The organism is Paenibacillus sp. J22P59 (genome assembly GCF_059383895.1).
The window spans coordinates 57018-83343 of the sequence record NZ_JBXENX010000013.1; the positions used below are offsets into that span (position 1 = coordinate 57018).

Consider the following 26326-nt stretch of genomic DNA (forward strand, 5'->3'; position numbering starts at 1 on the left):
CGAACTCATTAAGCATGATCATTGTTTCATTGTTGCCGCTATGCTCCTATTGCAGCATCGTAGGCATATATTCTTGATTGGGATCATGATTTGATTTGTAAGGATAGCCCGGATTATACGGTTCTACATAAATCGTAACCTCTGTCACATGACCGAACCGCTTCAGCAGCAGTTGCTTTACCCGCTTAGCGATCTCATTGCCTTCAAGAACAGTAATACGCGGATTAACACTGATCACGATTTCTGCTACGACATAATGCCCTTGTTCCTTAGCCTGGAGCGATTCTACGGTTATCACACCTTCGACTCGCTGAATAAGCTGCATCAGCTCCTCAGCATCCTCACTCCGAGACTCCCTTGCCCGATCTTTACGCAGAGCATCTATTATAATCCGATAGCCATTATACAGGACAATGATAGCGATGACCAGTGCACCAGCCGGGTCAAAATAATACAGTTGCGGCTCCGACAGCACCTGGCCTGCCAATGCTCCACCAACTCCTACTACGCCGGCTAGCGAGGCAATTAGGCTCACCATTCGTTCTTTGCCTGGCAAGAGTAGCTCCTTCACAATAATACCAGCAACTACAGCAGCAAGAGCACTCCAATGAGGCGGCTGATCTACACCAGAGGCTATATCCCTAATAGCAGAAATACCGATCTCCAGCCCTAGAACTAGAAACACCACCGAAATGATGATTGTCGTAAACATCTCTGCTCGCTTACGATCAATGGCTGGAACTTCGCTTGCACTCTGCTGGCGGTCTCCGGCATTCATTCCGGTAGGCGCAACAAAAGCGGCGGCACATTCAGCCGCCGAGCGGAAGCCGTCGGCAAGCAGCGTTTTACTCCCCGACAGCAGTCCCACTATGCCTTTAAACAACGCCAGCACCGCATTTCCCCACAAGCCTGCCGAATAAGCAGGCTCTGCTTTTGCATCTCGTTGTTTAGTTGACATAATTGCCTCCAGCGTGGAATGCTTCACTGATGATGGTCGCTACCATTCCACGAGTTCAATAAAAGTAGTTTAGTTATAGCTTCTTAGGCAGTGCTAGACTGCTGTTTTTGCAGGCTTCGCTTTTACCTTTTCTTTGCTTTTGAGCAGCATCCACAATGGGCTAGCAATACATACCGAGGAATACGCACCGCTTGCAAGACCAATCATCTTGGCAAGTGCAAACAGCTTGATCGATTCGTTACCGAATAAGAAGAGGCAAGTAGCAATAATTAATACCGCGAGTACCGTATAGACGTTACGTGCCATCGTCTGCCATAAGCTTTGGTTAACCATTTCACTCAGCTGATCGAAGGTTTTATTTTTGCTGAACCGCTGATTCTCACGAATACGGTCGAAGATAACGATCTTATCATTAATGGAGTAACCGATCGTCGTCAGTACTGCCGCAATGAACGGAAGATCAACTTCAAGCCGGAAGATCGAGAATATGGCAACAACGACAAAAGCATCATACAAAATCGCAATATTCGCAGCTAGCGCGAAGCGCCATTCGAAGCGAATCATCACATACAGCATAATTGCCAAGCTGGCAATTATAACGGCATAGATCGTCTTAATGCCAAGCTCTTGCGCCATATCTGGAGATACGACGTTCACCTCAGCTGACACCTGATCACCGAATTTCGCTGCGAATGCAGCCTCTAGCTTTTTCGTATCTGCTTGATCAAGCACTTCATCAAAGCGGAAGGAAGCATGGCTATTGCTTGTCCCGCCCACAGTTACTATAGCTTCCTTAGTAATTGTAGCATCCAATACTTCTTGGGCCTGTTCCTTTGTAATGGTCTCTCCAACGGAAATATCCATGTTGGTACCAGCCTTGAAGTCGACCCCATAGTTCAAGTTAAAGAATAGAATCGACAATATGCCTATTAGAACTAATATCCCGGAGGCTAGAAAAAACTTGTTCCGGTGTTTGACAAAGTCAAAATGTACAGTCGTTTTATAGTTCACGGATTTCTGCCTCCTTCACGCCGAAGTATTTAGGTTTCGTAAATAAATTGCTGCGGATCAGCAAGGAAATTAGGAAGCGCGACAGGAAAATATTCGTCACAATACTAACTAAAATACTGAAGATCATCGTAAGCGCGAACCCGCGAATCGCTCCGTTGCCGATAACATAAAGGACTACGCTCGCAATAATGTTCGTTACGTTCGCATCCATAATCGTACGAATCGAGTTTTTGGAACCCGCTTTAAGCGACGACAGCAAGCTCTTGCCGCTGCGTATCTCTTCCTTCACCCGTTCGTACATAATGATATTCGCATCGACGGCCATTCCGATACCGAGCACGAAGGCGGCTATACCCGGCAAGGTCAGTGTTGCATTCATCAGTACGAATACAAGAATGAGCAGCCACGTATACGTAATAATTGTAATAGCGGCAATTACGCCCGGAATACGGAACAAGGCAACTAGAAATACGAAGATGATCGCCGTACCGATCAAGCCAGCGCGCACCGTCTCGTCAAGCGCCTGTTGACCCAAGCTTGCGCCTACGCTTTGCGTATATTTATCAACCAGCTTCAGAGGTAATGAGCCAAGATTAATGGTGTCTCTTAATTCATTTGCTTCATCAAGCGTATAGTCACCGCTGATAGTAGCTGATGAAGAGGCAATCGGATAGTTAACCAATGGGCTTGAAAGTTCCTCTTCATCCAGGAAAATAGATAATCTTTGTCCTGTCAGTCTAGTCGTTATTTCTTCAAATTTCTTCGCGCTTTTAAGCTCAATGGATACGACAGGCTCGCCTAAAGAGCCTGTTGTAACTTTAGCCCCATTTTGCACGAAGTCATCACCCTTCAGCTCAATCTTGCCGTCAGGTCCACGGAACGTTAAGTTAACCGGCTTCTTAATAACAGCCATAATTTCTTCCTCGTTCGACACACCGGCAATTTTCACACGAATGCGGTTAGCGCCCTCACGAGTAATCTCTGGTTCTTCAATACCAAGCTTATCAATTCGTTCTTGCAGGCTTTTAGCCGTTTCCTTCATCGATTCCGTTGTTACCGCCTGTCCACCCTCTAGTGGCTCAGCCTCGAACAACACCTCGAATCCGCCTTTCAGATCAAGCCCCAGCTTCATATTGTTTACAAGTGTTGGGCTGCTCCATGCGATTACGCCAAACATGATGACAATGATCGCAAGGAAGGCTATAATTCTCTTCCCGTTCATACGTCGATAGTCCCCCTTATGATTTCAATATTCCTATTATACTTGCGGGTAAAATACGAGTCAAAAAAAAGAAACCTTTCGGAATTAGAAATGGTTTCCCCGATACGCGCTTAACGTCATGAAATTCATAAATTTCGTCACTTTCAGAGACAAAATATCGTTGACGATCTGATGAAGCTCTGGCTGTCCGGTTTTATTATATTTATCGCTTACACATTCCCAAATCTCTTTCCCTGTTACATGTTCATATCCAATGAGATGAAATTCCTCTGCTTTGCTATTGCATAGCTCCGCGAAAACATCGTTAAGATCCTCATCTCTCATGCCCTTCCCCCTCCGCTGCTTCCCTCACCAGAATATGTATTCGCCGCTACTTTCCTATTCTCCTGCCCCTTTCGACATAATTGATAAATTTGGAATACTCATGAATCGGACATGCCGCGCATAAAGATGTAGTGCAAGCCTGTCTTTCTGCCATACGAGGGAGAAGCTGGAGACGCTATTACCGAAGAGATGAGGGCCCGACAATGACGAAGCAAACGTTCATAAAAGGAGCTATGATTTTACTCACTGCTGGTATTATTAACCGCCTGCTTGGTTTCGTTCCGAGAATTATGCTCCCGCGCATTATAGGTGCCGAAGGAGTTGGGCTTTACCAGCTAAGCTATCCATTCCTAACCGTTATGCTTACCATTATTACTGGCGGTATTCCCCTTGCCGTTGCCAAATGGATCGCAGAAGCAGAATCCAAGGGCGATCATGCTCGTGTAAAGCATATCTTTCGGGCTGCAATGGGGCTGACTGCGTTCCTAGCTGTATTAATGACAGCCGCACTGCTGCTGTTTGCCCCCTGGATTACTAAGCATGTATTGCCTGATGCGCGGGTCTATCGCACCTTTGTCATGATGACGCCGCTGCTGCTCATTATTGGGTTATCCTCTGTCTATCGCGGATATTTCCAAGGCAAGCAAAATATGATCCCATCTGCCGCCTCCCAAATAACGGAGACAATTATTCGGATTATTTGCTCCCTTATGTTCGCTTCGCTCCTGTTGCCCAAAGGTCTGGAATGGGCGGCGGCCGGAGCGATGCTTGGCGTTGTAATCGGCGAAATGGGCGGCTTCGCTGTGCTGCTATGGAAGTATGCAGGAGAGAAGAACAAAAACAAGCTGCCCATCAAGCTGGAGCAGCCCGCAAAGCGCACGCCTGTCCTTAGACGGCTGCTCAGTCTATCCATTCCGGTTACAGCCAGCCGAATGGTCGGTTCCTTCTCTTATCTGCTGGAAACGATTCTAACTGCAAGAAGCTTGGCTGCAGCCGGTCTTGCCACAGGAATCGCAACCGCTCAATATGGCGCTCTTCAGGGCATGATCATTCCGCTGCTTCTTCTGCCGACCGCATTGACCTTTTCATTAGCAGCATCGTTAGTTCCTTCATTATCCGAGGCTGCTGCCAAAGGGGATCATGCCACGATTCATAAAAGAATGCATCAATCCATGCGGCTCGCACTAGTTGCTGGTGCTCCTTTCGTTGTCGTGATGGCCTTGTTCGCTGAGCCGCTCTGCCGGATTCTGTACAATCATGCCGAGATCGCACCGATGCTTCAATTAATGGCTCCAATTGGACTATTCATTTATTTGCAAGCTCCGCTTCAAGCAGCTCTCCAAGCTTTAGACAAACCAGGAACCGCTCTAATTAATACTTTAATTGGTGCTGGCGTGAAGCTAATTCTAATCGTTCAACTCGCATCCAATCCAGACTTCGGCATTTACGGTGCGCTTATCGCAATCAATGTTAATATCGTTCTTGTCACCATTCTCCATGGCATAAGTGTTCTCCGTTTCATCGGATTCCGAATGCAAGTTCTTGATTTCGTTAAGGTTATCGCAGCTATGGTCATAATGGGCGCCGCCGCAAGATGGACAATGAACCAACAGCCTTTGTCTGCCGAATGGGTCAATCTGATCCTCGCTTGCGCAGCAAGCGTCATAGTATATTTACTCCTCATGGTATGGATGAAAATTATCGACCGATACGATATGGTCAGAATCCCACTGTTTGGTCAATGGTTCAAATAACAATAAAAGCCGCTATCGTAAAAGAGACTTCTTCGGAAGTCCCATTTACGAACGCGGCTTTCGATCTGTATCAACGAATAATCGGCCTTTGTGGTCGATTGTACAAAGGAAAACATCCTTGGAGTCATAGACGTTCTTTTCCTGCAGCATATTTTTTAGCCAAAACCTGGTTTTCCCCAGTTTTTCCAAGTTGGAATCCTGCACTTTTCCATCCATAATAAGTGGGATCGGCAGAATCTCGAAGCGGAACTGCGGTGGAATTACCTTAGGCTCCTCCTTTACCTCGCCCTCCTGCTTGGAAGATTGACGGGATTCATTGTTCTCAGAGCCCTCCTGCTGATTTTCCGTATTCTCTGAATCAGCATCACTCTTCGGAAAAACCGATAGCTTGCCAGTCGTCTCCAGAATGGCGAATTCTACATCGGAGAGCTTGCTGATTCGATTCTCCCTTAACTGCAGCATAAGATCATCGAGATTATATCGCTGCTTGCGCATTACATCGCGGTTTAGTTTTCCTCTAGCCATAATAACACTCGGTTTTCCATCGAATAACAGTCTCAGCTTGCGGTTTTTGAGCGCTAGCCATGCTATGCCTACTTGTATAAGCATTAAATACACCATCGGCAGGATGCCCTCCCACATGGAGCGATCCAAATCCTCTATAACGATGACGGCAATTTCTGCAACCATGACAGAGATCACGAGATCAAAAACGGATAATTTTCCGATTTCACGTTTTCCCATTAGGCGCATGGTTAGAAATACGACGAAGTAAATGATTACGGTTCGGACCAACAGGCCCCAAAATTCCAACAGAAACCGCCTCCTTGACTTTGTCCTGACCGATTCGGTTGAGTACGGAGCAGCCAGTACAGCTATTCTGACCTTGCAGATGATGCATCATACGAACGGATTGGGTACGAATATATGGGAAATAAAGCTCAAGGATATAACCTGTACTATTCCTGCCAGCTTGACCATATGGTGTAGTAATAGCTCATACTAGGAGGGATTGAGATGAATACAGCCAAGAACAATGCAAAACCGCCGCTTATCGTATCTCCAATATTGGCGGGCGTTCTATACGCCATTCTCTGGCTCGCGATAGGTGCTCTTCTTCTGTCGCTGCTGCTTCACTTTGGCAACATGTCCGAAAGCCGTCTGCCATTCTACTCGATGATCGTACACGGAGTATCAGCACTTGCAGGAGGGTTCGTCGCTGGCAAGCGTTCCGGCACAAAGGGCTGGTATCAAGGCGGCTTGCTTGGCCTTATTTATGGTCTCGTCATTCTTATCATTTCCTTCCTCTCCACCAATGCCGGCATTGATCTGGGCAGCATTGGGGTATTAGGTGCGGCTCTTTTGTCCGGTGGGCTTGGAGGCATGGTAGGCGTCAATATGAAAAAGTAATTGATGATAATCTCTCCTTCAGGGCATACTTTCCTTATTAATCCGTCCCTGGGAGGTGCATCATTGATCTTATTTCATTCCATGTGGTCAGTTGCCATCTATACGGTATTAGCCGCTTTTATATTAATTGGATTCGGTACCAGCTGTAATCCATTTGCCGCCATTGCCCAATTCATGAAGCAGCTGATGAGCTCCAAACGCCATTTTCTACATGTTGGAGCAGTCATCACCATTCTCTTATTTAATAAGATGGAGCTTCATATCGAGGAGCAGCTTCTGACCACAACGGACTTCACAGCCTTATTCCATTCCTTTGAAGGCAATATCGTACATAGTATCCAACAGTTGTTCCAGCACAGATGGCTGACTCCATTGCTAGCCTTTATGTATGTTGTCGTATTCCAAGCGCTCATGCTCTCTTCACTTGTTGTATACCTTCTTTACAGCAGGCGCAATCGACTCTTCTACGCCACCTGCTACGCCATTATGCTCAACTATTGTATAGCCATACCATTCTTCCTGTTCTTTCCTGTTCATGAAGTATGGTCTTACCAAGATAGCGGCGTACGCTTTCTTATGCTCGATGTCTTTCCTGCCTTTGAGACGGAATATCGTTTGTTATCAGGTTTGGATAATTGCTTCCCCAGCCTGCATACTTCGATGTCGGTCACGCTCGCTATTCTTGCCTGCTACTCCTCGAATCGACGCTGGGCCTACATCGTTTGCGGCTGCTCAACCGTCATTTTATTCTCGATCTTCTATCTCGGCATTCATTGGATAAGTGATATGATTGGCGGTATTATGTTAGGTCTTCTAGCCAGTGTGACCGCGCTCAGATTGAGCGAATTCACGCTATATGCAAAAAGAAAGCCTGCGATCTGAAGGAATGTCCTTCGGATTGCAGGCTTTCTAAAATGCTATTCTTTCTCTAATACGGCTGCTGGAGCGCTATTGAGAACGGTGCTAATTGCACTGCGTTCAAAAGTCAGCTTCACAGTATCATTAACACGAAGTACAACTGTATCATCTGTAAGCTCAACGATAGTACCATGAAGACCACCGATTGTGGAAATCTTGTCACCCTTTTTAAGCTGGTTCAGCAACGCGTTACGTTGCTTTTGCTTCTTCTGTTGTGGACGAATCAGCAAGAAGTAAAATACCGCAAACATGATAATAAACGGCCAAATCATACTCCAAATACTTCCTCCACCTGCTGGTGCAGCATCTGCTAACCATATCGACATTGTATTCCCCCCTTTCTAAAACCCCTTATCATTATCATGCAATCCGTACGAAGTGAAGAAAGCATCCCGGAAGTCTAGCAGCCGGTCTTCCATAATCGCTTGACGTACATCTCGCATGAGTTGGAGTAAAAAGTGCAAATTATGGTACGTTGTCAATCTCATTCCGAATGTTTCATCCGCTTTCATTAAATGACGGATGTATGCTCGCGAATAATTAGTGCAAGTATAACAGGAGCATTCCGGATCAAGCGGGCCAAAATCATCTGTGAACTTCGCATTGCGAATAACCAATCGACCTTGGCTTGTCATCGTTGTCCCATTACGTGCAATCCGCGTTGGAAGAACGCAATCAAACATATCAATACCGCGAATAGAGCCTTCGATTAGTGCATCAGGCGAGCCGACACCCATCAAGTATCTTGGCTTGGCTGCTGGTAACTCAGGCACAGTATAGTCGAGCACATCATACATCAAATGCTTCGGCTCTCCTACACTTAATCCTCCAATAGCATACCCCGGGAAATCCATGGAAGTCAAATCCTTGGCGCTTTGGATCCGCAAATCCTTATACATGCCGCCTTGCACGATAGCGAACAAGCCTTGATCATGCGGTCTTGCATGTGAATTGAGGCAGCGCTCTGCCCAGCGAGTAGTACGCTCCAATGACTGCTTCACATAGTCGTACTCCGCTGGATATGGCGGGCATTCATCGAATGCCATCATAATATCAGAGCCCAACGCATTTTGAATTTCCATTGCCTTCTCAGGTGACAGGAACAGCTTGTCCCCATTCAAGTGAGAACGGAACTGAACGCCTTCCTCGGTGATTTTACGCATTTCACTTAAGCTGAACACTTGGAAACCGCCGCTATCTGTCAAGATAGGACGATCCCAATTCATGAACTTATGCAACCCGCCTGCACGCTTCACAATATCATGTCCCGGGCGCAGGAAAAGATGGTACGTATTACTGAGAATAATTTGAGCATCCATCGTCTTAAGCTCTTCTGGGCTCATCGTTTTGACAGTCGCTTGTGTGCCCACTGGCATAAATGTCGGTGTCTCGATAATGCCATGAGGTGTATGTACACGGCCAAGACGTGCACCCGACTGCTTGCAAACTTTAATCAATTCATATTTTACTGCCACGATTTCACTCTTCCTGTCTTATGGAATTCTTTCTAGTAGATAAACATTGCGTCGCCGAAGCTGAAAAAACGATAGCGCTCTGAAACGGCCTCTTCATAAGCCTTCATAACAGAATCGCGGCCTGCCAGTGCGCTTACCAGCATAACCAATGTTGATTTGGGCAGATGAAAGTTGGTAAGTAAAGCATCAACAAGCTTAAATTCATAGCCCGGGAATATAAATATATCCGTCCATCCACTGGTCGCCTGAATAGGCTCTCCAGCGAACTTGCCTGCCACGGTCTCTAGAGTGCGCGCAGAAGTTGTACCAACCGCAATAACTTTCGAACCGCTTGCCTTCGCTTCATTAATAATTCGGGCATTCTCTTCGGTCAGCTCGTAGTATTCCGCATGCATTGCATGCTCCTCTACTTTGTCTACCGACATAGGACGAAACGTCCCTAATCCAACGTGAAGCGTAACATAAGCGAGCTTAATTCCTTTGTCCGTTAATTGTTGCAGAAAGGCTTGCGTGAAATGAAGACCTGCTGTAGGCGCAGCTGCCGAACCCTCATGACGAGCATATACCGTTTGATAACGCTCGCGCTCTTCCAGTCTTTCTTTAATATAAGGAGGCAAAGGCATCTCGCCTAGTCGATCCAGCAGTTGCTGAAAAATCCCTGTGTAAGAGAAACGGATAGTCCGCGCGCCCATATCACCCTCGCCCTCTACTACCGCACGCAGCAAAGGCTCACCGTTTCCATTGTCGCCAAAGGAAAGCTCGGTGCCAATCTTTACTCGTTTGCCCGGCTTCGCAAGAGCCTCCCAGCTATCACCCTCTAGCTGCTTAAGCAGCAGAAGCTCAACCTTGGCGCCCGTATCTGACTTCATCCCAATTAAACGGGCAGGGATAACCCTTGTGTCATTCAGTACGAGAACATCTCCCGCTTGCATGTAATCAGCGATATCAGTGAACGTGCGATGATCTATTTGTCCAGTACGTCGATCCAATGCCAGAAGTCTAGAGCCTGTACGCTGCAAAAGAGGCGTTTGGGCAATTAGTTCCTCTGGTAATTCAAAGTCAAACCATTCTACATTCATCTGATTCAATCATTCCTTAGCGATGGTTACATCTTTATAGTAGTATTGCAAGATATAAGAATAGTCATACCCTGATTGGGCAAGAGACAGCGCGCCATATTGGGACAGACCAACGCCATGACCATTGCCTGAGCCAATAAAACGGAAGGTAGCGTCCTTCGTTGTTGCGCGTACCTTACCTTCTTTATTTAATACAAGCAGCTCTGAATCTGCTTGTTCAACAGCACCGCCAGCCCTAATGACATAGACGGGCTGTGAAGCGCTTGTTTTGGTTCTTATTGCTTTATCTTTACCGAGCATCACGAGCTTGGCTGTCTCATCTACCACGAAGCGTGTACTTGGCAGTCCGCCTAAAGCAGGACGTAGCGTAACTGGGTTTTTCACATCCAGCACCTTGCCGTTAACCAACATTTCAATTGCTCTTCCGGAAGGCCCAGTACGCGTAATTTCCAGCGTTGATATAGGTCCTGCTACAGGTGTCTTCGTCTGCCCCTTCATCGAGGCCAGCAGCTCGGTCGATGTATAAGGACCTCTTACCCAAGACATTTGATTGTTTTGTACAACCTTTTCCAAGACTGCTACCTGTGTTCCTTTATCGACTTGTCCGATCAATGGAACATTGTCCTCCACAATCGGCATTTTCCGCACTTTAACAGCATCTGTATTTACTCGGAGCAGCTTCACGCCAGCAGCATTCGTCTGCCCGGAGTCATCGAGCAGATCCTCCCTAATATAGCCTGTAAGTCCATTCGGCAGAACAACACGGTACCAGGAATGCAGACCTTTCTCTGATGAGGTGTCCGGACTCGATACACTTTGCAAATAGCCTACCGAATTTCCCCAAATTTCTTTGGCGTCTGCTGTAGCTCCTCCAGCACTGGAGGAAAAGAGAGCTTCAATAAGCTTACCATTATACAGCATAACCTCGCCTGCTGTCGCGTCGACTGCTTGAATCGTACTTGGCTTCTCAGCACCTGTTCCGCCATATACTTGGCTGTTGACACTATCAACGACATGAGCAATTTGATAGCCAAAGCCTTGATACAAGGCATATGTACGAGCTGAGACGGCTTGTGCCTTCAATGCCTCGATCGGCCAGGAAGCGATCATCTCTCCGCCAACCACCGAATAGAGATAATGCTCGAAGGGCAATTCATTGACAACAGCAAGCTTACCATTAAATTCGCTAATTTCGAACTGGCCGCGATAAGTCCGGCTGTATCTCTCCGTCAGCTTAATCGTATCCTTCGCCCCCGGCGTTATCCATACCTTCGACCCGTTAACAGGAAAGGTGTACATCGTTGTCGAGCTTGATGCTTTGGCAGTCAGCGTATGGTCCTTGCGAAGGAGCAAATAAGAATCTCCGTTTAGCGGCTTAAGACTAGTTCCAGCAGCGCCTGCTGCTATCTTAATCACGCTAAGCTCAGCCTCTGTGGCTGCTGCTCCAACCATAACCGAATAACTGACTTTCGAGCCTGCCGGCTTACGAATGGCAACATAAGCATCCAGATCGGCCTGTCCGAAGGATGCCGCTGCCTTTTCTGCTTCAGCTTGTGTGGCATAGGCGCCGCTCTCCAGATGGAACGGGCCTTGAAGCTCGGCACTCACTCCGCCAGTCAGCTTCTTCAATGCACTGTCCGCACTCCATTTCTTAAGAGCGGTTGACGCTTCAGAAGCCTTGCTATAAGTACCTTCGCTTACTTGATATACAGTCTTCCCACCCTTGGTCAGGGAAGTAATAAACCCACTGCCTGACGCAGCCTGCAATCTTTTATATACGGCTAATGCCGTATCGAAGTTTCCAGTCTCCAGTACCTTAACCTTATAATCATCCTTAGTGAATCGTGCCTGCGTATTCGCTCCTACCTTAATCCATTCCTCTGTGCCGGAAGGCTGGCGCATACCGATCTTTAGACCCCCAGCAGAAGCTAGCGTTGCTGCTGGCGTATTCACTTGATATTTCCCCGGAAATTGTAAGAAGATAGCGACTCGAATCGAATCCAACTGGGGAACTGCACCTTGAGACGGGTTAACCGTCCACATCGAGATAAGCAGTAAACCGACAATGGTAAGAAGCGACATTCGTTTAATCGACCATTTCATTCTACATTCTCCTCTCTCTTATCATATGGCAATCGACAGTTATCCGTAGAGCAGCTTTGCTCGACCTTGCCGAACCAATCATATCTTCGCTTAGCAATATAACGATAGAGATAGTCTCCAATTCTTCTCATGCCGGGTATGCGATAAAGAATAGTCAGCGGGCCCAATCCCTTGAGCGTCTTCATGATCCTTACTATCGCATCCGCACCTGCATAGAGCTGCTCCTGATCATCAACCACATGTATTCTTTCCATCAAAGCCGATTCCGTCACCTCGGCAATCGCCTGCATGCCAAATGACGGCTCCACGCTTTGCAGGGACTGCACCGTAATGAATTGCAGATCTGCATAGGAAGGAAGGTCTCGAAGCTTTGTCACCGTTGCCAAGCATAGCTTGCATTGCCCATCATACACGATCAACAGCTTTTCTCTAGCGCCAATTGGGCGCTTCATCGTTCAGGTATTGGCATTCCCAAATGCCGATAGGCTTGATCCGTTGCAATCCGACCGCGAGGAGTCCGCTGCAGGAAGCCGATCTGCATTAAATAAGGCTCATAAACATCCTCAATCGTCTGGCTTTCCTCGCCTATCGAAGCGGCAATCGTATCTAGTCCGACAGGTCTGCCTGCAAAGGTAGTCATCATCGCGAGCAGCATCTTATGGTCTATACTATCTAGTCCCATCGGGTCAACCTGCTGCATCTCAAGTGCAGACTTCGCGATTTCATGCGTTATGATGCCATCGCCCCGTACCTGTGCATAATCCCGAACACGCTTGAGCAGTCGGTTCGCAATACGCGGTGTGCCTCTGGAACGCATTGCAATTTCCTCAGCTGCTTCACCGATGATTGATATATTAAATATTTCGGATGAACGTGAAACGATATAAGCAAGCTCATCGACTGTATAAAACTCAAGGCGGCTGATGACACCGAACCGATCACGCAGCGGCGCCGACAGCAGGCCTGCTCTTGTAGTCGCGCCAATCAATGTGAATGGCGGAAGGTCCAGCCTGACCGAGCGAGCGCTTGGCCCTTTGCCGATCATAATATCGAGCGCAAAGTCTTCGAGCGCTGGATACAATACTTCCTCTACCGTCCGTTGAAGTCTATGTATCTCGTCAATGAACAGCACATCGCCTTCTTGCAGATTTGTCAGCAAAGCAGCAAGATCTCCAGGCCTTTCGATAGCTGGTCCAGATGTGGTGCGAAGATTGACTCCAAGCTCATTAGCGATAATATTGGAGAGTGTTGTCTTCCCTAGTCCTGGAGGACCGTAGAGAAGAACATGATCGAGTGCTTCCTTGCGCATCTTCGCCGCATCAATATATATCTGTAAATTTTCTTTTGCTTTGGACTGTCCAATATACTCAGCCAAATAACGAGGACGGAGGCTCAGTTCCATAGCCTGCTCTTCCATCATCAAATTTGCGGATATTATTCGGTCATCCATCGGCTCTCAGTCCCTTCCATTAACCTTTGAACAGCTGCTGCAACGCCTTCTTCACTAAAGAATCAACTGTCTCTTCAGGCTTAACGGTCTGCTGCAAGCTAATCCACGCCTTATCAAGCTCCGCTGCTGTATATCCAAGGCCTGCAAGTGCCTCGCGCGCTTCCTCCCATGCCGTTTCGGCGGCGGTCTGCGAGCCCGCGCTTCCTGCATCTTGATCTCCTGCTAATCCTTGAACTGCGAATAAGCCCTCTTCCGTGAAAAAACCAGCAAGCTTGTCCTTCAAGTCCAGCACCATCCGTTGAGCGGTCTTCTTGCCAATGCCGGGCAGCTTGGTGAGAAACACCAGATTCTCCTGCTGAATCGCGGCGATGACAGCATCCGGGCGTCCCCCAGCTAATATGCCGAGCGCGACTCTAGGTCCAATGCCGGACACCTCAAGCAGCTTGCGGAACAGCGTCTGCTCTTCACGAGATTCAAATCCATAGAGCAGAATAGCGTCCTCGCGTACATGATAATGTATGTAGACCATTACGGCATCTTCTTTATTCGCGAATGCGTACGGATTCGGTGTAAATACACGGTAGCCAACATCCCTTACGTCTAACACGACATATTCGGATTCGACTTGGGAAACGAGCCCCCGCAAAAAATCAATCATCGAAGCACCTCATTTATCTTTTGCGTTAATACAGCAGAATGAGCATGACAGATGGCTACTGCTAATGCATCCGCAACGTCATCCGGCTTCGGCACCACCGACAGCTTGAGGAACATCCTCACCATTTCCTGTACTTGCCGCTTCTCCGCTTTTCCGTAGCCAACTACCGCTTGCTTCACTTGGAGAGGCGTATATTCAGCTACAGGCAAGCCCCGCTGTGCTGCAGCCAGTATAATAACGCCTCTAGCCTGTCCAACAGCAAAGGCTGTCGTTACATTACGATTAAAGAACAGCTTCTCCACCGCAACCGTATCTGGCTTGTACTTATCTATCAGTGCAACAGCAGAATCATAAATTTGTACTAACCGCTCCTCCTGCGGGGTATGCGCGGCCGTCTGTATGCAGCCGTATTGTACGGGAGTAAGCTTATGTCCGTTCTTATCAATAAATCCAAAACCCGCGATCGCAATGCCCGGGTCAATTCCTAGAATACGCAACTCGCCAACTCCTCTGCGCCTAGCCATACGTAAAGCGCTCCGTCCATTATAGCAAAAGATAGCCCCCATGAGAACACGCGTTTGAGGATTGTGAACGAATAATCGAAGATTTGTACAGCAAAAAACTGCCCTCATCATTGTGCTGATAAGAGGCAGTCCTTCATTGCTGCGCTAATAAGTTGGCTTCATTACTTTCTCGTTATCCGGCATGGCATAATCACTATAAGTAGACAACACGCTGTTATATTCGTCGATATCGGATATTGGTATGCCATGTGCCAGCTCGTCCACTTTATTCTGAGGCAAGCTGCTCTCCATATATTCCACATCCAGTTGAAAAAAAGTCCGCACTACTTTTTCTTTTTTGGGCTCTCCATCAAATAAAGACAAGTTGCCGTTTTTGTCTACGCCAATATAAGCGCTGCCCTGGCAATTATCCGAGAAATCCTCAATATTTTGCTGCAGCATAACCGTCTCCCCATCAGGTGCCAGCATGGCCGTCCATTCCGGATGATTAGCCAGCATTTGAATGATGTTGCTAGTGGTCATTTCCCCCAGCAGCTCCTTATCTTCCCCACATATATATTGACGATGAAGCATAACGGCTAGAGGCTCTTCTCTTTCTTCCAATACCCGAATGACACTGCGCTCTTCTGTATCCATCTCTCCATCTTGTTTAGCCGCATTCACCGGGGCTGTTGCTATCGTCAAAAGTACAGTTATGCCTAACAGAAACGACCCGAGCATCCATAATGGACGACGGCTGCGGCGAAGACGTTTTTTCAACTGCTTCCATAGATTGAACTCCATCATAGTAGAGACCCCTTCATTTCATAATGTCGCTAGTATAACAATAATCTTCCATTCCTATTCATGACCACCCTCCTATTCTGCGAACACAAGAAATGGTGGGCAGGATTCACCTGCGCCACCATTTCCTTCCTATCTGCATTCAAGCATGACTTAACGATTAATCCACGGCCCGCTTTTTCTTTTAGGCTTGCTGATGCTCTCCGGTACCTTGCGAATAACGGCTTTCTTTGCCCCTTTGCGCGGTGTATTTGCTTTGCTGCTCTTGCTATTCTCCGTAAAAGCTTCCTCTTGCCCCTCTTCCTCGGGCCGCTTCCCCTTACACCCACAGCCGCAAGGCTTCTCAGCTCCTGCACCTGCCGCTTGAACTGGCCATGCCGGATATGGTGGAAATGGAGGGAAGCCCCATGCTGGAGATGCCTCGTGGCTATATCCATAGCCGCCCTGAGGGCCAACTCCCGCTGGTGATACCTGATTTGGACCATAGCCATAACTATACATTTCATTTCCCGTTCCAAGCGGCCACATCGTATTAGGGCTAGCGTTGCCGAATAAGGACGCATTGGCGTTTGGACCAATATCCTCAGGGAGGGTGGCATTTGGACCAAATGAGTTTGGCATTACTGCATTCGGACCAAATGAGTTAGGCTGCACAGCATTCGGGCCAAATGAGTTCGATAGTTCTGCATTCGGGCCAAACGAGCTAGGCGATACGCTATTTGGACCAAATGAGCCAGGAAATACTGCATTCGGGCCAAATGAACTTGGCAGTACCGCATTCGGACCGATTTCAAGAGGCATAATGCCTTCATGACCATAGCCGTATCCGTGACCGTGCATTTCAGGAGCAATCGAAGTTGGTGCCAGATTATTTGGCGCATAGCCATAACCATAGCCCAATCCCTCAGAAATTGGCATCGTCCCTGGAGGGCATATTATGTGCTCATGATGGTTTTCACTCAATGGACTGACATTGGATCCGAACGGCGTTGGCTGCCATCCCCCATAGCCTTGGCTGATTGGGGACACAACTGGCGAACCATAGCCATAGCCTTGCCCATAGCCTCCATATGAAGGCTGTTGAGCTGCTTGGATCGCTGGGATAGGGTATTGCTTAAATAGCTCCGTGCTTGGCATGAACTGCGGCTGGATATTCGGTTGGGCATTAGCAAGCGGCTGAATATTCGCCTGCGGTTGAATATTGGCATTCTGGTTAGGCTGAATATTAGGCTGGAGGTTTGGTTGTATATTAGGCTGAATATTGGCCTGCAAATTTGAATTCACAGCATTCTTCTCATTGGCCTTTGCACTAGGCTTTAAATTAGCATTAGGCTTATATTCAGCTTGATTGGGGGCAATCTTTTTCTCTACTGGCTTTTGAATTGGCAGCGTTTTGGCCGGTGGCTTAACTGCCGCTGCCTTAGGAGCAGGCTCAGGCAGATTAGGCGTCACAATTGGCGCTGTTGGCGTCTTGTTTACTGCGGGAGCCGTTGGGGCTACGATAGGTCCCGTCGGAGTCTTGCCAGTAGGTGGCACCGCCTGTTGAATCGGTCCAGTTGGTTTTTTTCCGACTAAGCCCTGCACACCTTGCATCAGCGACATTGGATGCAGCGGATGAATACCAGTACCACTGCCGCCTCCATGCCCGCTTTGCATTTCTGTGTGAGAGTGACCCATCTTCGGAATATTAACAACTTCTCCTGTAAGCAGTACATTGGGATTTTTAAGATGGGGATTCGCTTTAATCATATCGGCCAGAGGAACGCCCCATGCCTTCGACAGCTTCCACAATGTATCACCTTGTTTAACTAGATGTTGATGCATAATGTCCGATCCTCCGCTGCCCCCCGAGCTGGAAGGCACCTTAATCTTCATTCCGACAGTAAGAGCATCTGGGTTGGTAATATTCGGATTCAGCTTTAAAATTTCTTCAATCGATACATTATGTTTTTGACCAAGATGATACAATGTATCGCCTTTCTTCACTACATGAATTTTCACTTACGGAAAACCTCCTGTCACTGCTTAGTATAGCGGCACAACATATGCCTGCTATCAATCATTACATCCTATGCAGAACATGGGCATGTGTCTCCTTTTTCGAATAAAAAAAATAGCGGGATCAGCAACTTTTTACGTTGCTGATCCCGCTTTACCCTATTTAAGGCTTATTTCTGGAGCTGCTCGAATGTAAAGCTTGGATAAGTTCCAAGAATCCGCACTTGGCATCCTATAGCTTCAATTTCTGCGATAGCTGCCGGAAGCAGTACCGTATCGAGTGCCATCTCAATGTCGATATAGAAATAATAATTGCCCAGCTTCTTCTTCGTTGGTCGCGATTCGATCTTGGACAAGTTGATTTTGCGCCATGCAAACGCCGAGAGTACTTGATGAAGCGCACCCGGATAATCCTCAGGCAGCGTAATTAATATGCTCGTCTTCCTCGTATCGGAGTGACGTGCAGTAAATGGCTCGTCGCCAACGAGTAAAAAACGCGTATAGTTATTGTCATGATCGGTTATGCCACGGTTAATAATATCCAGTTGGTTATTGCTTGCAGCTGTCGTTGTTCCGATAGCTACCCAGCCTGCTCCTGGATTATCACGTACGATACGAACCCCTTCAGACGTACTGCCCACCGTCTCTCTTTCCGCATGCGGCAAATGTGTGCGCAAGAACTGCAAACACTGTGCTATTGCGACTGGATGACTGATGACCTTCTTGATGCGACTGTAATCAATCTCCCCATTCTCTCCGACCAAATCAGCTTGCTTGCCGATTAAGTTCTGAATAGAGGGGTAGACCCATTCTGCCTGAATCGGCAAATTCACCTCATGTACAAGCCAGTCCACATGAAGGCTTACGGAGCCTTCAATCGTATTCTCAATAGGGATAACACTATAGTTGGCAACACCATTCACTGTAGACAGGAACACATCAGCAATAAGGCGATGATGATCCCAATTCATCGGTTGACCGCCGAATAATTGCTTTGCTGCTTCATCGGACACCGAACCAGCAGGCAACAAGGCTACGGTAGTATTCATCGTTAAACTTCTCCTTTAATGCGCTCCATAAAAGATAGCGCGGAACTAGCTGCATTCTCCACCTTAATCTGCGGACCTGCAGAGCTAGGCTTGAGCCATAGCGTCTCTGCTTCAATGCCTTCTTGCGCAAGCGTAGCAAGAAGAAACTGCTCAAGCTCCGGCTTGCTCTTACTTTCCGAATCAACAAACGCGATCAGCGTTGGGCCAGCGCCGCTAAGAGCGGCACCGAGCGCCCCATAATCTGGGGCTTGCTCCAGAATTGTCGTCATGCCTGGAATCAGTGGCGCGCGATAGGGCTGATGAAGCCGATCACGCATAGCATTGCGGATCGTTCCAAGCTGACCGGTAGCAAGTGCCGCAACAAGCAACGAGCTGCATCCAACATTAAATACAGCATCTGCCATGCTGATTTGAGCAGGCAATGCATGACGCGCCTTCTCTGTAGACAGCTGAAAGGCTGGGATAGCAACCAAAGTTTCTAATCGGTTATGAGGCTCTAGACGCACATGCTCTGCATATTGGCCATCCCATGAAGAGACAATTATACCGCCGAACAAAGAAGCCCCAACATTGTCGGGATGCCCCTCAAGTGCAGTCGCCATTTGAAAGAGCTTATTATCCGTCAATGGACTGCCGATCAATGCATTGGCAGCCAACAATGCGCCGACAATCGCCGATGCGCTGCTTCCAAGACCGCGTGTTAGCGGAATCTCGCTGTACATCGAAATCTGGAGTTCAGGAAGCGATACTCCCGCTTCCTTGAACACCATTTGGGCCACTTTATAGATCAGATTAGACTTATCCGTAGGAATATCTTGCATTTGCTCCCCGTATAAGTGGAATGACGTTTCTTCAGACGCCGACATCTCAATCCAAGCATAGAGAGACAGCGCCATGCCAAGCGTATCAAAGCCGGGACCCAAATTCGCGGTACTAGCCGGCACTTTTGCAATTACACGGAGATTGTTCATGCTGGTAGAGCTCCTTCTTCTGCCACTATTGTCTATTCATTATGCGAAATAATCTGTGGTTTCGTTACCCCTCAACACGATAAACACTCTTCACCTTGCGAACGACATCCAATGATTCGAATGACTCCAATACTTTGTTCATAGCTGCTTTGTTAGCGTCGTGAGTAATAACGATGATCTCAGCTTCCGGGTTGCTTGGGCTAGGCTGCTGCAAGACGGATTCCAAGCTCACTTCGAAGTTAGCAAATACTTGCGTAATCTGTGCAAGAACACCCGCACGGTCATCCACATGAAGCAGAAGGAAGTATTTGGACGAAATTTGCTCATCTGTCTTCAGCTTCTTCTCCTTGTATGTGACAATGCCCTGCTTGCCATTGACGCCAAGCTTGAGGTTCTTCACTACGGCTACAAGATCGGCTACGATAGAAGTTGCTGTAGGCAATTCTCCTGCACCTGGACCATAGAACATCGTCTCCCCTACAGCCTCGCCATATACATATACTGCATTATATACGCCATTTACAGAAGCGATTGGATGTGATTGCTTCACCAATGTCGGTTGTACGCTTATGCTGAACTGATCGTCTTGACGCTCTGCAATTCCGAGCAGCTTCACTTCATAGCCGAGACGTTTTGCATACAAGATATCCTCGCGGCTTACTTTGGACATCCCCTGAACAGATACATCCTCAAGTGCAACCTTCGCACGGAAGCCAAGCGTAGCCAAAATAGTCATTTTACGAGCGGCATCAAGCCCCTCAACATCAGAAGTCGGATCTGATTCCGCATAGCCAAGCTCCTGTGCTTCCTTAAGCACATCATCATAAGAAGCGCCTTCTTGGCTCATCTTGCTCAATATATAGTTCGTCGTCCCATTGACGATCCCCATAATTTTCGTAATACGGTCCGAAGAAAATCCTTCTACTAATGTACGAATAATCGGTATCCCGCCTGCAACGCTTGCTTCGTACAAGACATCACAGCTATTCTCATGTGCCTTAGCCAGAATTTCCTGACCATGCAGTGCCATTAAGTCTTTGTTGGCTGTAACGACATGCTTGCCCCGAGACAGTGCCTCAAGAATATACTCCTTGGTCTGTGTAATGCCGCCCATAACTTCGACTACAACATCAATGTCCGGGTGATGAATAATTTCCCAAGGATCTTCTGTTAGCTTAGACGAATCAATTGAGATGCTGCGAGACTTGCTTTTATTTTGTACAAGAATTTTCTCAATGACGATCGGTGAGCCTACCTGACTCTGCAAATCCTCTTGATGGCCTTCCACAATGCGAACGACTCCAGTACCAACTGTACCAAGTCCGAGCAAACCTACCTTAATTGGCTTCATCTTTCGTACCCTCCATTAACATTATTCAACCTTGTCCAATAACTGAAGCTTTGCGTACGCCTACTTGGCTGCGTATCAAATCAATAAGTGAAGACAACTCTTCATTCAGCTGCGATATGTCTACAGAGATAACCACGTTGGCAAAGCCTTGAAGTGGTATCGTCTGATTCATCGTTAGTACATTTCCTTCTAATCCTGCTACTAAACTAAGCACTTTAGACAAAACTCCGGAACGATGCTCCAAATCCATGGATATCGTCACAATTCGTTCCCGTTCAAGCTCATGCAGCGCATACACACCATCTTTGTACTTATAGAAAGCGCTTCGGCTCAAGCCAGCCCGTTCTACTGCCTCATGTACGGTTGCTGCTTCACCGCGTCCAAGCATCTCTTTCACTTGAATCGTCTTAATAATTGCTTCCGGCAGCATATCCTCTCGAACGACATAATAACGCTGCGTCACCATTCGTCCTCCCTAGAAAGACAATTGTTCATCTATAATGGACATTATACGTGAATATGGAAGTCCCGGCAATAGGTAAAATGGAAAAACAAAAAAGACGGCAATGGCCGTCTTTCGTAGATACTTCCGCCCTTACGTTCAACGCAAGCTTATTCGGCTGTTAAGCTGCAGCCCTTATCTCATATAATCGTTGCCCTCGAAAAATTCGAATGTGAAGTCGGCAATTTGCACCGTATCCCCATCCTTTGCCCCTTTTTTACGGAGAGCATCATCGACGCCCATCTTACGCATAATTTGTGCGAAGCGCATAATGGCGTCATACGAGTTCATATTCATCCGTTTGAGGTAATTCTCAATGCTTGCTCCTTCAACGACATAGATCTCATCTTCTCTGCGAATAGTGAAGCTTGTATCCTGACGCTTCTCGAACGTGTAAACTTTGCGTTCCGCTACGTCCTTCACATCCTCAATATCCAGCTCCTCTGGAACGGAATCCAGCGTATCTGCCGCTTTGTACAACAGCTCCTGAATACCTTGCTTCGTTAAGGAAGAAATCGGCATAATCAAATAATCATGGTCACCGCGAGCTTGTCTCAGATCCTCTTTGAAACGTTCCAGATTATCTGCCGCCTCCGGCATATCCATCTTATTGGCTGCAATAATTTGGGGACGAGTGACCAGCTTCTCATTGTAGAGTACGAGCTCTTCATTGATCTTCGTCCAATCGTCGAATGGATCCCGTCCTTCTGAGCCTGCCATGTCGATTACATGGACAATAACCCTTGTCCGCTCTACGTGGCGCAGGAATTCATGCCCAAGGCCAACACCCTCATGCGCTCCCTCAATCAATCCCGGCAAGTCAGCCATAACGAAGCTTCTTCCATCGCCTACATCGACAACGCCAAGATTAGGAGTTATCGTTGTAAAATGATAGGCACCAATCTTCGGCTTCGCGCCTGAGACAACGGATAGCAGCGTTGACTTGCCCACACTAGGGAAGCCGACGAGCCCTACATCTGCCATCACCTTCAGCTCAAGAATAACCCAGCGCTCTTGGCCTTCTTCCCCATTCTCCGCAATATCCGGAGCCGGGTTGTTCAATGTCGCGAAGCGAGTGTTGCCGCGTCCACCGCGCCCACCGCGTGCTACAACTACTTCTTGACCATGACGAGTCATGTCAGCAATGATTTCCTGCGAATCATCATCAATAATGACCGTGCCTGGCGGAATACGGACGATCATATCATCCGCCCCTGCGCCGTGCATGCTCTTTACCTTGCCGCGTTCACCAGCAGGCCCTTTGAAATGCTTCTGATAGCGGAAATCCATCAACGTACGCAAGCCTTCATCGACACGGAAAATAATATCTCCGCCTCTGCCGCCATCGCCGCCAGCTGGACCGCCTTCCGGCACATATTTCTCACGACGGTAGGATACGATCCCGTTACCGCCATTGCCGCCTTTTACAAATATTTTCGCCTTATCGACAAACATGTTGTGCCCCCGTTCAAGCGCGCATTTCCGCCTTTAGCACAATTTTCTGCTCTGGACGATCCAGATCGACTGGTTGCAAAGACGCGCCTTCTAACTGCTGTTTTATTTTCCCTGCGAATTGCTGTTCATCATTTAACTCACCTTCATAATACATAGCCAGAAAAAGCATGCTGCCATCCTTCCACAGCTCCAACGTAAGCTTGGATGGATCGCCATGGCCTGCCTTGACCGCAAAGCGATAAGCATTAATTAGGCCTATTATGTTCTCCGCTGCATCCGAGCCCTCATTCGGCAGCTCGTTCAGATGAATATCCTCTTTCATCCTTACATCCAGCAGCATAGAATTCGTTAGTGTTCGAAAGGATTGAATATAGCTGACAAGAGACGGGACTCCCAGCTTCGATATCTGGCTCTCCGCTGTCATCCGTTCAATTATTCTCTCCACATATTCCACCGTTCTATCCGGCTTCTTCATCTGAATATAGCCGTATAAAACTTGGAGATCATTCATCCAATCATGGCGATGATGATTCATCGTCTTTATTCCCGCCGCTTGCAAATTATGGATCATACGAGCCAATCGCAGCTCATGCTCTCTGCGCTCTGCTCGAATCCATATTGCTGCAGCACCCATCAACCAACCGACAAAAAGCGCTAGTAACCACAAGGAAGAAGGCCAGATGAGGATAGCAATACACGGCAACAGCACCGATAATGCTGCGGACTGCTTCACTGTTCTAATGCGATCCATTTCGACCGATCCCACTTTCCACTTGTTTCCGTTTCCTAACTTGCCTTAGTATAGCATGCATGCACGGTCAGCTGAAAGGTCCAATAGAAACAAAATGCCCCGGCCACACAATCGGGCCGGGGCACTTGTTGCTATTAGGCTTCTACTGCTGCGGCTACCGGAGCCAGATCAACGGGGTAGACGCTGACTTTCTTACGATCGCGTCCCCAACGTTCAAATTTAACGACGCCTTCAACTAAAGCGAAGAGCGTATCGTCTTTACCGATGCCCACATTGGTGCCTGGGTGGATCTTCGTGCCGCGTTGGCGGAACAAGATGCTACCAGCAGAAACGACTTGACCGTCCGCACGTTTAGCGCCTAGGCGCTTCGATTGGCTGTCCCGTCCGTTCTTTGTGGAACCTACACCTTTCTTGGAAGCGAAAAGCTGAAGATTCAGTTTCAACATGGTGATTCCCTCCTTCATTAAAGAAGTTGTTCGTGAATGGTTACATATTTACGATAGGATGTTGCAATAGTGCCGAGCATAACAGCCATCGACTCCAGCAAAAGCTGCACCTTATCATCCGTCTCCTGATCGGGCTGCACTGGAATTTCCGAAGATAACCAGCCGTCCTTCATCGTATACGGAAGCTTCAGGCTTGCTAGTGCTTCAACAGCATTGACGGTACCGACTGTAATAGCCGATACGCCAGCGCAGACAATGTCCTTGCCAGCCTTTGCATAGTTCGCATGTCCAGAGACCTTGAACGATACAATACGCCGGTCAGCGGCTCTCCGTACGAATGTTACCGATATCATAAGAATTCCTCTTACGCTTGGATCTTCTCAATCGTTACTTTCGTGTACGGTTGACGATGACCTTGCTTGCGACGGTAGTTCTTTTTGGCTTTGTATTTGTAAACGATGATCTTTTGGCCTTTGCCTTGTTTCTCGACTTTGCCAGAAACAGTAGCGCCGGATACAACTGGAGCTCCAGTTACAAGACCGTCACCTTTAGTTACGGCCAAGACACGATCAAACGTCACGTTCTCGCCTGCGTTAACGTCCAGTTTCTCGATGTAGATTACATCGCCTTCCTGAACTTTGTATTGCTTTCCGCCAGTTTCAATAATTGCGAACATAGTTGGTGCACCTCCTTATTGTCGAAGACTCGCCTAATCCAGGTGGTATTGCTTCAAAAGCTCTACACTTATACCCGATTGGAGCGGTATCTGCATGTCCTATCCTACGAGTAGGCCCAGAACACACTAGAACATTCTATCACAAACCTAGCAATTGATCAACCACTACCTAAGATTTACTTGAATGGATAGGAAGTGCAAGCTTTTTCCCCGTTCCATTACAACAAGGGCAGCTCTCGGCCAATTGCTGAATAGCATTTCCTCTGGCCTTTTTACGGGTCAACTCTAAAAGCCCTAATCTTGTCCAACCCAGTATAGTGCACTTCGTCCGATCACGCTTACCCGATTCAACCAGCCTCGCCATCACTTGATCGCGATTCGATTCATTCTCCATATCAATAAAATCAATAATGATGATGCCGCCGGCGTCTCGTATCTTTAGAAGATGGGCAATCTCCTCAGCCGCCTCCATATTCGTCCTGAACACCGTGTCCTCCAGATCTGTACCACCTGTATATTTGCCCGTATTTACATCAATTACGGTCAATGCCTCGGTCTCATCCCATACCAGTGTTCCCCCGCTCGGCAATCGAATGCGTGATTGGAGAGCAGCATTCACTTGCTCCGTCAAGCCAAAGGAATCAAACAGGGAGCCTTTGTACAGCTTCAAGCGTTCCGCAAGCTGAGGAGCCATCTCCAGAATGAGGGAATGGGCTTCCGCATACCGGGCCTTATCATCAATCCATATTTCATCCATATCTGCAGTCAATGTATCTCTGATCACTCTTCGCAGCAGACCAGCCTCACGATACAGCTCTGACGGCACTTCTGCCCGTTCTGCTTGCCTGCGAACTTTGTCCCACTGCTCTCGAAGCTGCTTCACATCTCCTTCAAGCGAATTCAAGCTTTCCCCTGCCGCTACCGTCCGCATGATAACACCTTCTTCACCAATACGCAGCTGTTCACCGCAGGTTCGAAGCCTCGTTCTTTCACTCTCGCTCTCCACTTTCTTAGATACGCCCACGTATCCCGCTTCAGGCATATAGACGAGGAAGCGCCCAGGGAGCGTATAATGAGTCGTTACTCGAGCGCCTTTACCGCCGAACGGCTCCTTCATGATCTGAACGATCAGCTCTTGTCCCGGCTTAACGAGCTCGGCAATTACGGGCTTATGCTCAGGCTGCTTGTCCAAATGAGGAGGCAGCAGATCATCAATATATAAAAAAGCATTCTTGCTTAAACCAATATCAACAAAGGCGGCTTGCATGCCTGGCAGAACATTCACGATGCGACCCTTATACACATTGCCGACCAATCCGCTGTTTTCCGACCGTTCCACAAAAAAATCAATGAGTCTGCCATTTAACATCACGGCTGTTTGCAGCATTTCCCCATGTCCATGCATCACCATCTGCTTCACCCTCGAACATCACCTGCCTATACCCTTTTCATCTATTT

The 26326-nt window shown here is 47.8% G+C and carries 28 protein-coding genes and 1 other annotated feature; of the genes, 3 read left to right on the forward strand and 25 right to left on the reverse strand.

Annotation, left to right across the window (positions count from 1 at the left end; translation table 11 throughout):
* Window positions 1–46: 46 nt before the first annotated feature.
* The 4 genes from AC50YO_RS20605 to AC50YO_RS20620 all read right to left on the reverse strand — a co-directional run bounded on the left by AC50YO_RS20605 (window position 47) and on the right by AC50YO_RS20620 (window position 3515).
* On the reverse strand, window positions 47–958 hold the full coding sequence (locus tag AC50YO_RS20605) for a cation diffusion facilitator family transporter (RefSeq protein ID WP_494850058.1): 912 nt from the start codon (window positions 956–958) through the stop codon (window positions 47–49).
* 93 nt (window positions 959–1051) lie between these two features.
* Complete coding sequence (secF, locus tag AC50YO_RS20610) at window positions 1052–1969, reverse strand: protein translocase subunit SecF (protein WP_494850059.1); 918 nt, start codon at window positions 1967–1969, stop codon at window positions 1052–1054.
* Window positions 1959–3191, reverse strand: coding sequence for a protein translocase subunit SecD (secD, locus tag AC50YO_RS20615; RefSeq protein WP_494850060.1), 1233 nt, complete (start codon window positions 3189–3191; stop codon window positions 1959–1961). Before secD ends, secF begins: the two co-directional genes overlap by 11 nt.
* An 84-nt stretch (window positions 3192–3275) precedes the next feature.
* Window positions 3276–3515, reverse strand: coding sequence for a post-transcriptional regulator (locus AC50YO_RS20620; RefSeq protein WP_494850061.1), 240 nt, complete (start codon window positions 3513–3515; stop codon window positions 3276–3278).
* A 203-nt stretch (window positions 3516–3718) separates the two neighbouring features.
* Between AC50YO_RS20620 and spoVB the strand changes: the two genes are divergently transcribed.
* On the forward strand, window positions 3719–5269 hold the full coding sequence (gene spoVB, locus AC50YO_RS20625) for a stage V sporulation protein B (RefSeq protein ID WP_494850062.1): 1551 nt from the start codon (window positions 3719–3721) through the stop codon (window positions 5267–5269).
* A 45-nt stretch (window positions 5270–5314) separates the two neighbouring features.
* Here spoVB and AC50YO_RS20630 read toward each other — a convergent pair whose 3' ends face one another.
* Complete coding sequence (locus AC50YO_RS20630) at window positions 5315–6022, reverse strand: YetF domain-containing protein (RefSeq protein WP_494850137.1); 708 nt, start codon at window positions 6020–6022, stop codon at window positions 5315–5317.
* Between the two features lie 264 nt (window positions 6023–6286).
* On the opposite strand from AC50YO_RS20630, the gene AC50YO_RS20635 reads away from it, so the two are divergent.
* Both AC50YO_RS20635 and AC50YO_RS20640 read left to right on the forward strand, forming a co-directional pair.
* A complete protein-coding gene (locus AC50YO_RS20635; protein ID WP_494850063.1) occupies window positions 6287–6679 on the forward strand; it encodes a TIGR04086 family membrane protein in 393 nt (130 codons plus the stop codon).
* 63 nt (window positions 6680–6742) lie between these two features.
* Window positions 6743–7561 (forward strand): phosphatase PAP2 family protein, encoded by an 819-nt coding sequence (locus tag AC50YO_RS20640; protein WP_494850064.1) that lies wholly within the window; start codon window positions 6743–6745, stop codon window positions 7559–7561.
* A gap of 35 nt (window positions 7562–7596) precedes the next feature.
* On the opposite strand, the gene yajC is transcribed toward AC50YO_RS20640, so the two are convergent.
* From yajC to AC50YO_RS20740, 20 genes are all read right to left on the reverse strand, one after another.
* Window positions 7597–7923, reverse strand: coding sequence for a preprotein translocase subunit YajC (gene yajC / locus AC50YO_RS20645; RefSeq protein ID WP_494850065.1), 327 nt, complete (start codon window positions 7921–7923; stop codon window positions 7597–7599).
* 15 nt (window positions 7924–7938) lie between these two features.
* Window positions 7939–9075, reverse strand: a complete 1137-nt coding sequence (gene tgt, locus AC50YO_RS20650) for a tRNA guanosine(34) transglycosylase Tgt (RefSeq protein WP_494850138.1) — start codon at window positions 9073–9075, stop codon at window positions 7939–7941.
* A gap of 29 nt (window positions 9076–9104) precedes the next feature.
* On the reverse strand, window positions 9105–10151 hold the full coding sequence (gene queA, locus AC50YO_RS20655) for a tRNA preQ1(34) S-adenosylmethionine ribosyltransferase-isomerase QueA (RefSeq protein WP_494850066.1): 1047 nt from the start codon (window positions 10149–10151) through the stop codon (window positions 9105–9107).
* 9 nt (window positions 10152–10160) lie between these two features.
* Window positions 10161–12254, reverse strand: coding sequence for a SpoIID/LytB domain-containing protein (locus tag AC50YO_RS20660; protein WP_494850067.1), 2094 nt, complete (start codon window positions 12252–12254; stop codon window positions 10161–10163).
* A complete protein-coding gene (locus AC50YO_RS20665) occupies window positions 12251–12706 on the reverse strand; it encodes a thiol-disulfide oxidoreductase DCC family protein (protein ID WP_494850068.1) in 456 nt (151 codons plus the stop codon). The genes AC50YO_RS20660 and AC50YO_RS20665 overlap by 4 nt, the downstream gene beginning before the upstream one ends.
* Window positions 12703–13704 (reverse strand): Holliday junction branch migration DNA helicase RuvB, encoded by a 1002-nt coding sequence (ruvB, locus tag AC50YO_RS20670; RefSeq protein WP_494850069.1) that lies wholly within the window; start codon window positions 13702–13704, stop codon window positions 12703–12705. The genes AC50YO_RS20665 and ruvB overlap by 4 nt, the downstream gene beginning before the upstream one ends.
* 19 nt (window positions 13705–13723) lie before the next feature.
* The gene (ruvA, locus tag AC50YO_RS20675) at window positions 13724–14362 is read right to left on the reverse strand and encodes a Holliday junction branch migration protein RuvA (RefSeq protein ID WP_494850070.1); all 639 of its coding nucleotides are present in this window, start codon (window positions 14360–14362) and stop codon (window positions 13724–13726) included.
* Window positions 14359–14859, reverse strand: a complete 501-nt coding sequence (gene ruvC / locus AC50YO_RS20680; RefSeq protein ID WP_494850139.1) for a crossover junction endodeoxyribonuclease RuvC — start codon at window positions 14857–14859, stop codon at window positions 14359–14361. The genes ruvA and ruvC overlap by 4 nt, the downstream gene beginning before the upstream one ends.
* A 171-nt stretch (window positions 14860–15030) precedes the next feature.
* Window positions 15031–15672, reverse strand: coding sequence for a BofC C-terminal domain-containing protein (locus AC50YO_RS20685; protein WP_494850071.1), 642 nt, complete (start codon window positions 15670–15672; stop codon window positions 15031–15033).
* 150 nt (window positions 15673–15822) lie between these two features.
* Complete coding sequence (locus AC50YO_RS20690; protein ID WP_494850072.1) at window positions 15823–17670, reverse strand: LysM peptidoglycan-binding domain-containing protein; 1848 nt, start codon at window positions 17668–17670, stop codon at window positions 15823–15825.
* 167 nt (window positions 17671–17837) lie between these two features.
* Window positions 17838–18716, reverse strand: a complete 879-nt coding sequence (gene pheA / locus AC50YO_RS20695; protein WP_494850073.1) for a prephenate dehydratase — start codon at window positions 18714–18716, stop codon at window positions 17838–17840.
* A 2-nt stretch (window positions 18717–18718) separates the two neighbouring features.
* On the reverse strand, window positions 18719–19687 hold the full coding sequence (gene thrB, locus AC50YO_RS20700; RefSeq protein ID WP_494850074.1) for a homoserine kinase: 969 nt from the start codon (window positions 19685–19687) through the stop codon (window positions 18719–18721).
* Between the two features lie 64 nt (window positions 19688–19751).
* Entirely contained in the window at window positions 19752–21038 is a 1287-nt protein-coding gene (locus tag AC50YO_RS20705; RefSeq protein ID WP_494850075.1) for a homoserine dehydrogenase, read from the reverse strand.
* Between the two features lie 25 nt (window positions 21039–21063).
* Window positions 21064–21501, reverse strand: a complete 438-nt coding sequence (locus tag AC50YO_RS20710) for an ACT domain-containing protein (protein WP_494850076.1) — start codon at window positions 21499–21501, stop codon at window positions 21064–21066.
* A gap of 174 nt (window positions 21502–21675) precedes the next feature.
* Complete coding sequence (gene obgE / locus AC50YO_RS20715) at window positions 21676–22995, reverse strand: GTPase ObgE (protein WP_494850077.1); 1320 nt, start codon at window positions 22993–22995, stop codon at window positions 21676–21678.
* A 13-nt stretch (window positions 22996–23008) separates the two neighbouring features.
* Window positions 23009–23746: a Spo0B domain-containing protein gene (locus AC50YO_RS20720; protein WP_494850078.1), complete on the reverse strand. Its 738-nt coding sequence runs from the start codon at window positions 23744–23746 to the stop codon at window positions 23009–23011.
* Between the two features lie 134 nt (window positions 23747–23880).
* On the reverse strand, window positions 23881–24192 hold the full coding sequence (rpmA, locus tag AC50YO_RS20725; protein ID WP_494850079.1) for a 50S ribosomal protein L27: 312 nt from the start codon (window positions 24190–24192) through the stop codon (window positions 23881–23883).
* A 17-nt stretch (window positions 24193–24209) separates the two neighbouring features.
* Entirely contained in the window at window positions 24210–24545 is a 336-nt protein-coding gene (locus AC50YO_RS20730; protein ID WP_494850080.1) for a ribosomal-processing cysteine protease Prp, read from the reverse strand.
* 11 nt (window positions 24546–24556) lie between these two features.
* A complete protein-coding gene (gene rplU, locus AC50YO_RS20735) occupies window positions 24557–24868 on the reverse strand; it encodes a 50S ribosomal protein L21 (RefSeq protein WP_494850081.1) in 312 nt (103 codons plus the stop codon).
* A gap of 15 nt (window positions 24869–24883) precedes the next feature.
* Window positions 24884–24964 (reverse strand) — a sequence feature (ribosomal protein L21 leader region).
* Window positions 24965–25037: 73 nt separating this feature from the next.
* The gene (locus AC50YO_RS20740; protein ID WP_494850140.1) at window positions 25038–26279 is read right to left on the reverse strand and encodes an Rne/Rng family ribonuclease; all 1242 of its coding nucleotides are present in this window, start codon (window positions 26277–26279) and stop codon (window positions 25038–25040) included.
* Window positions 26280–26326 lie beyond the last annotated feature (47 nt).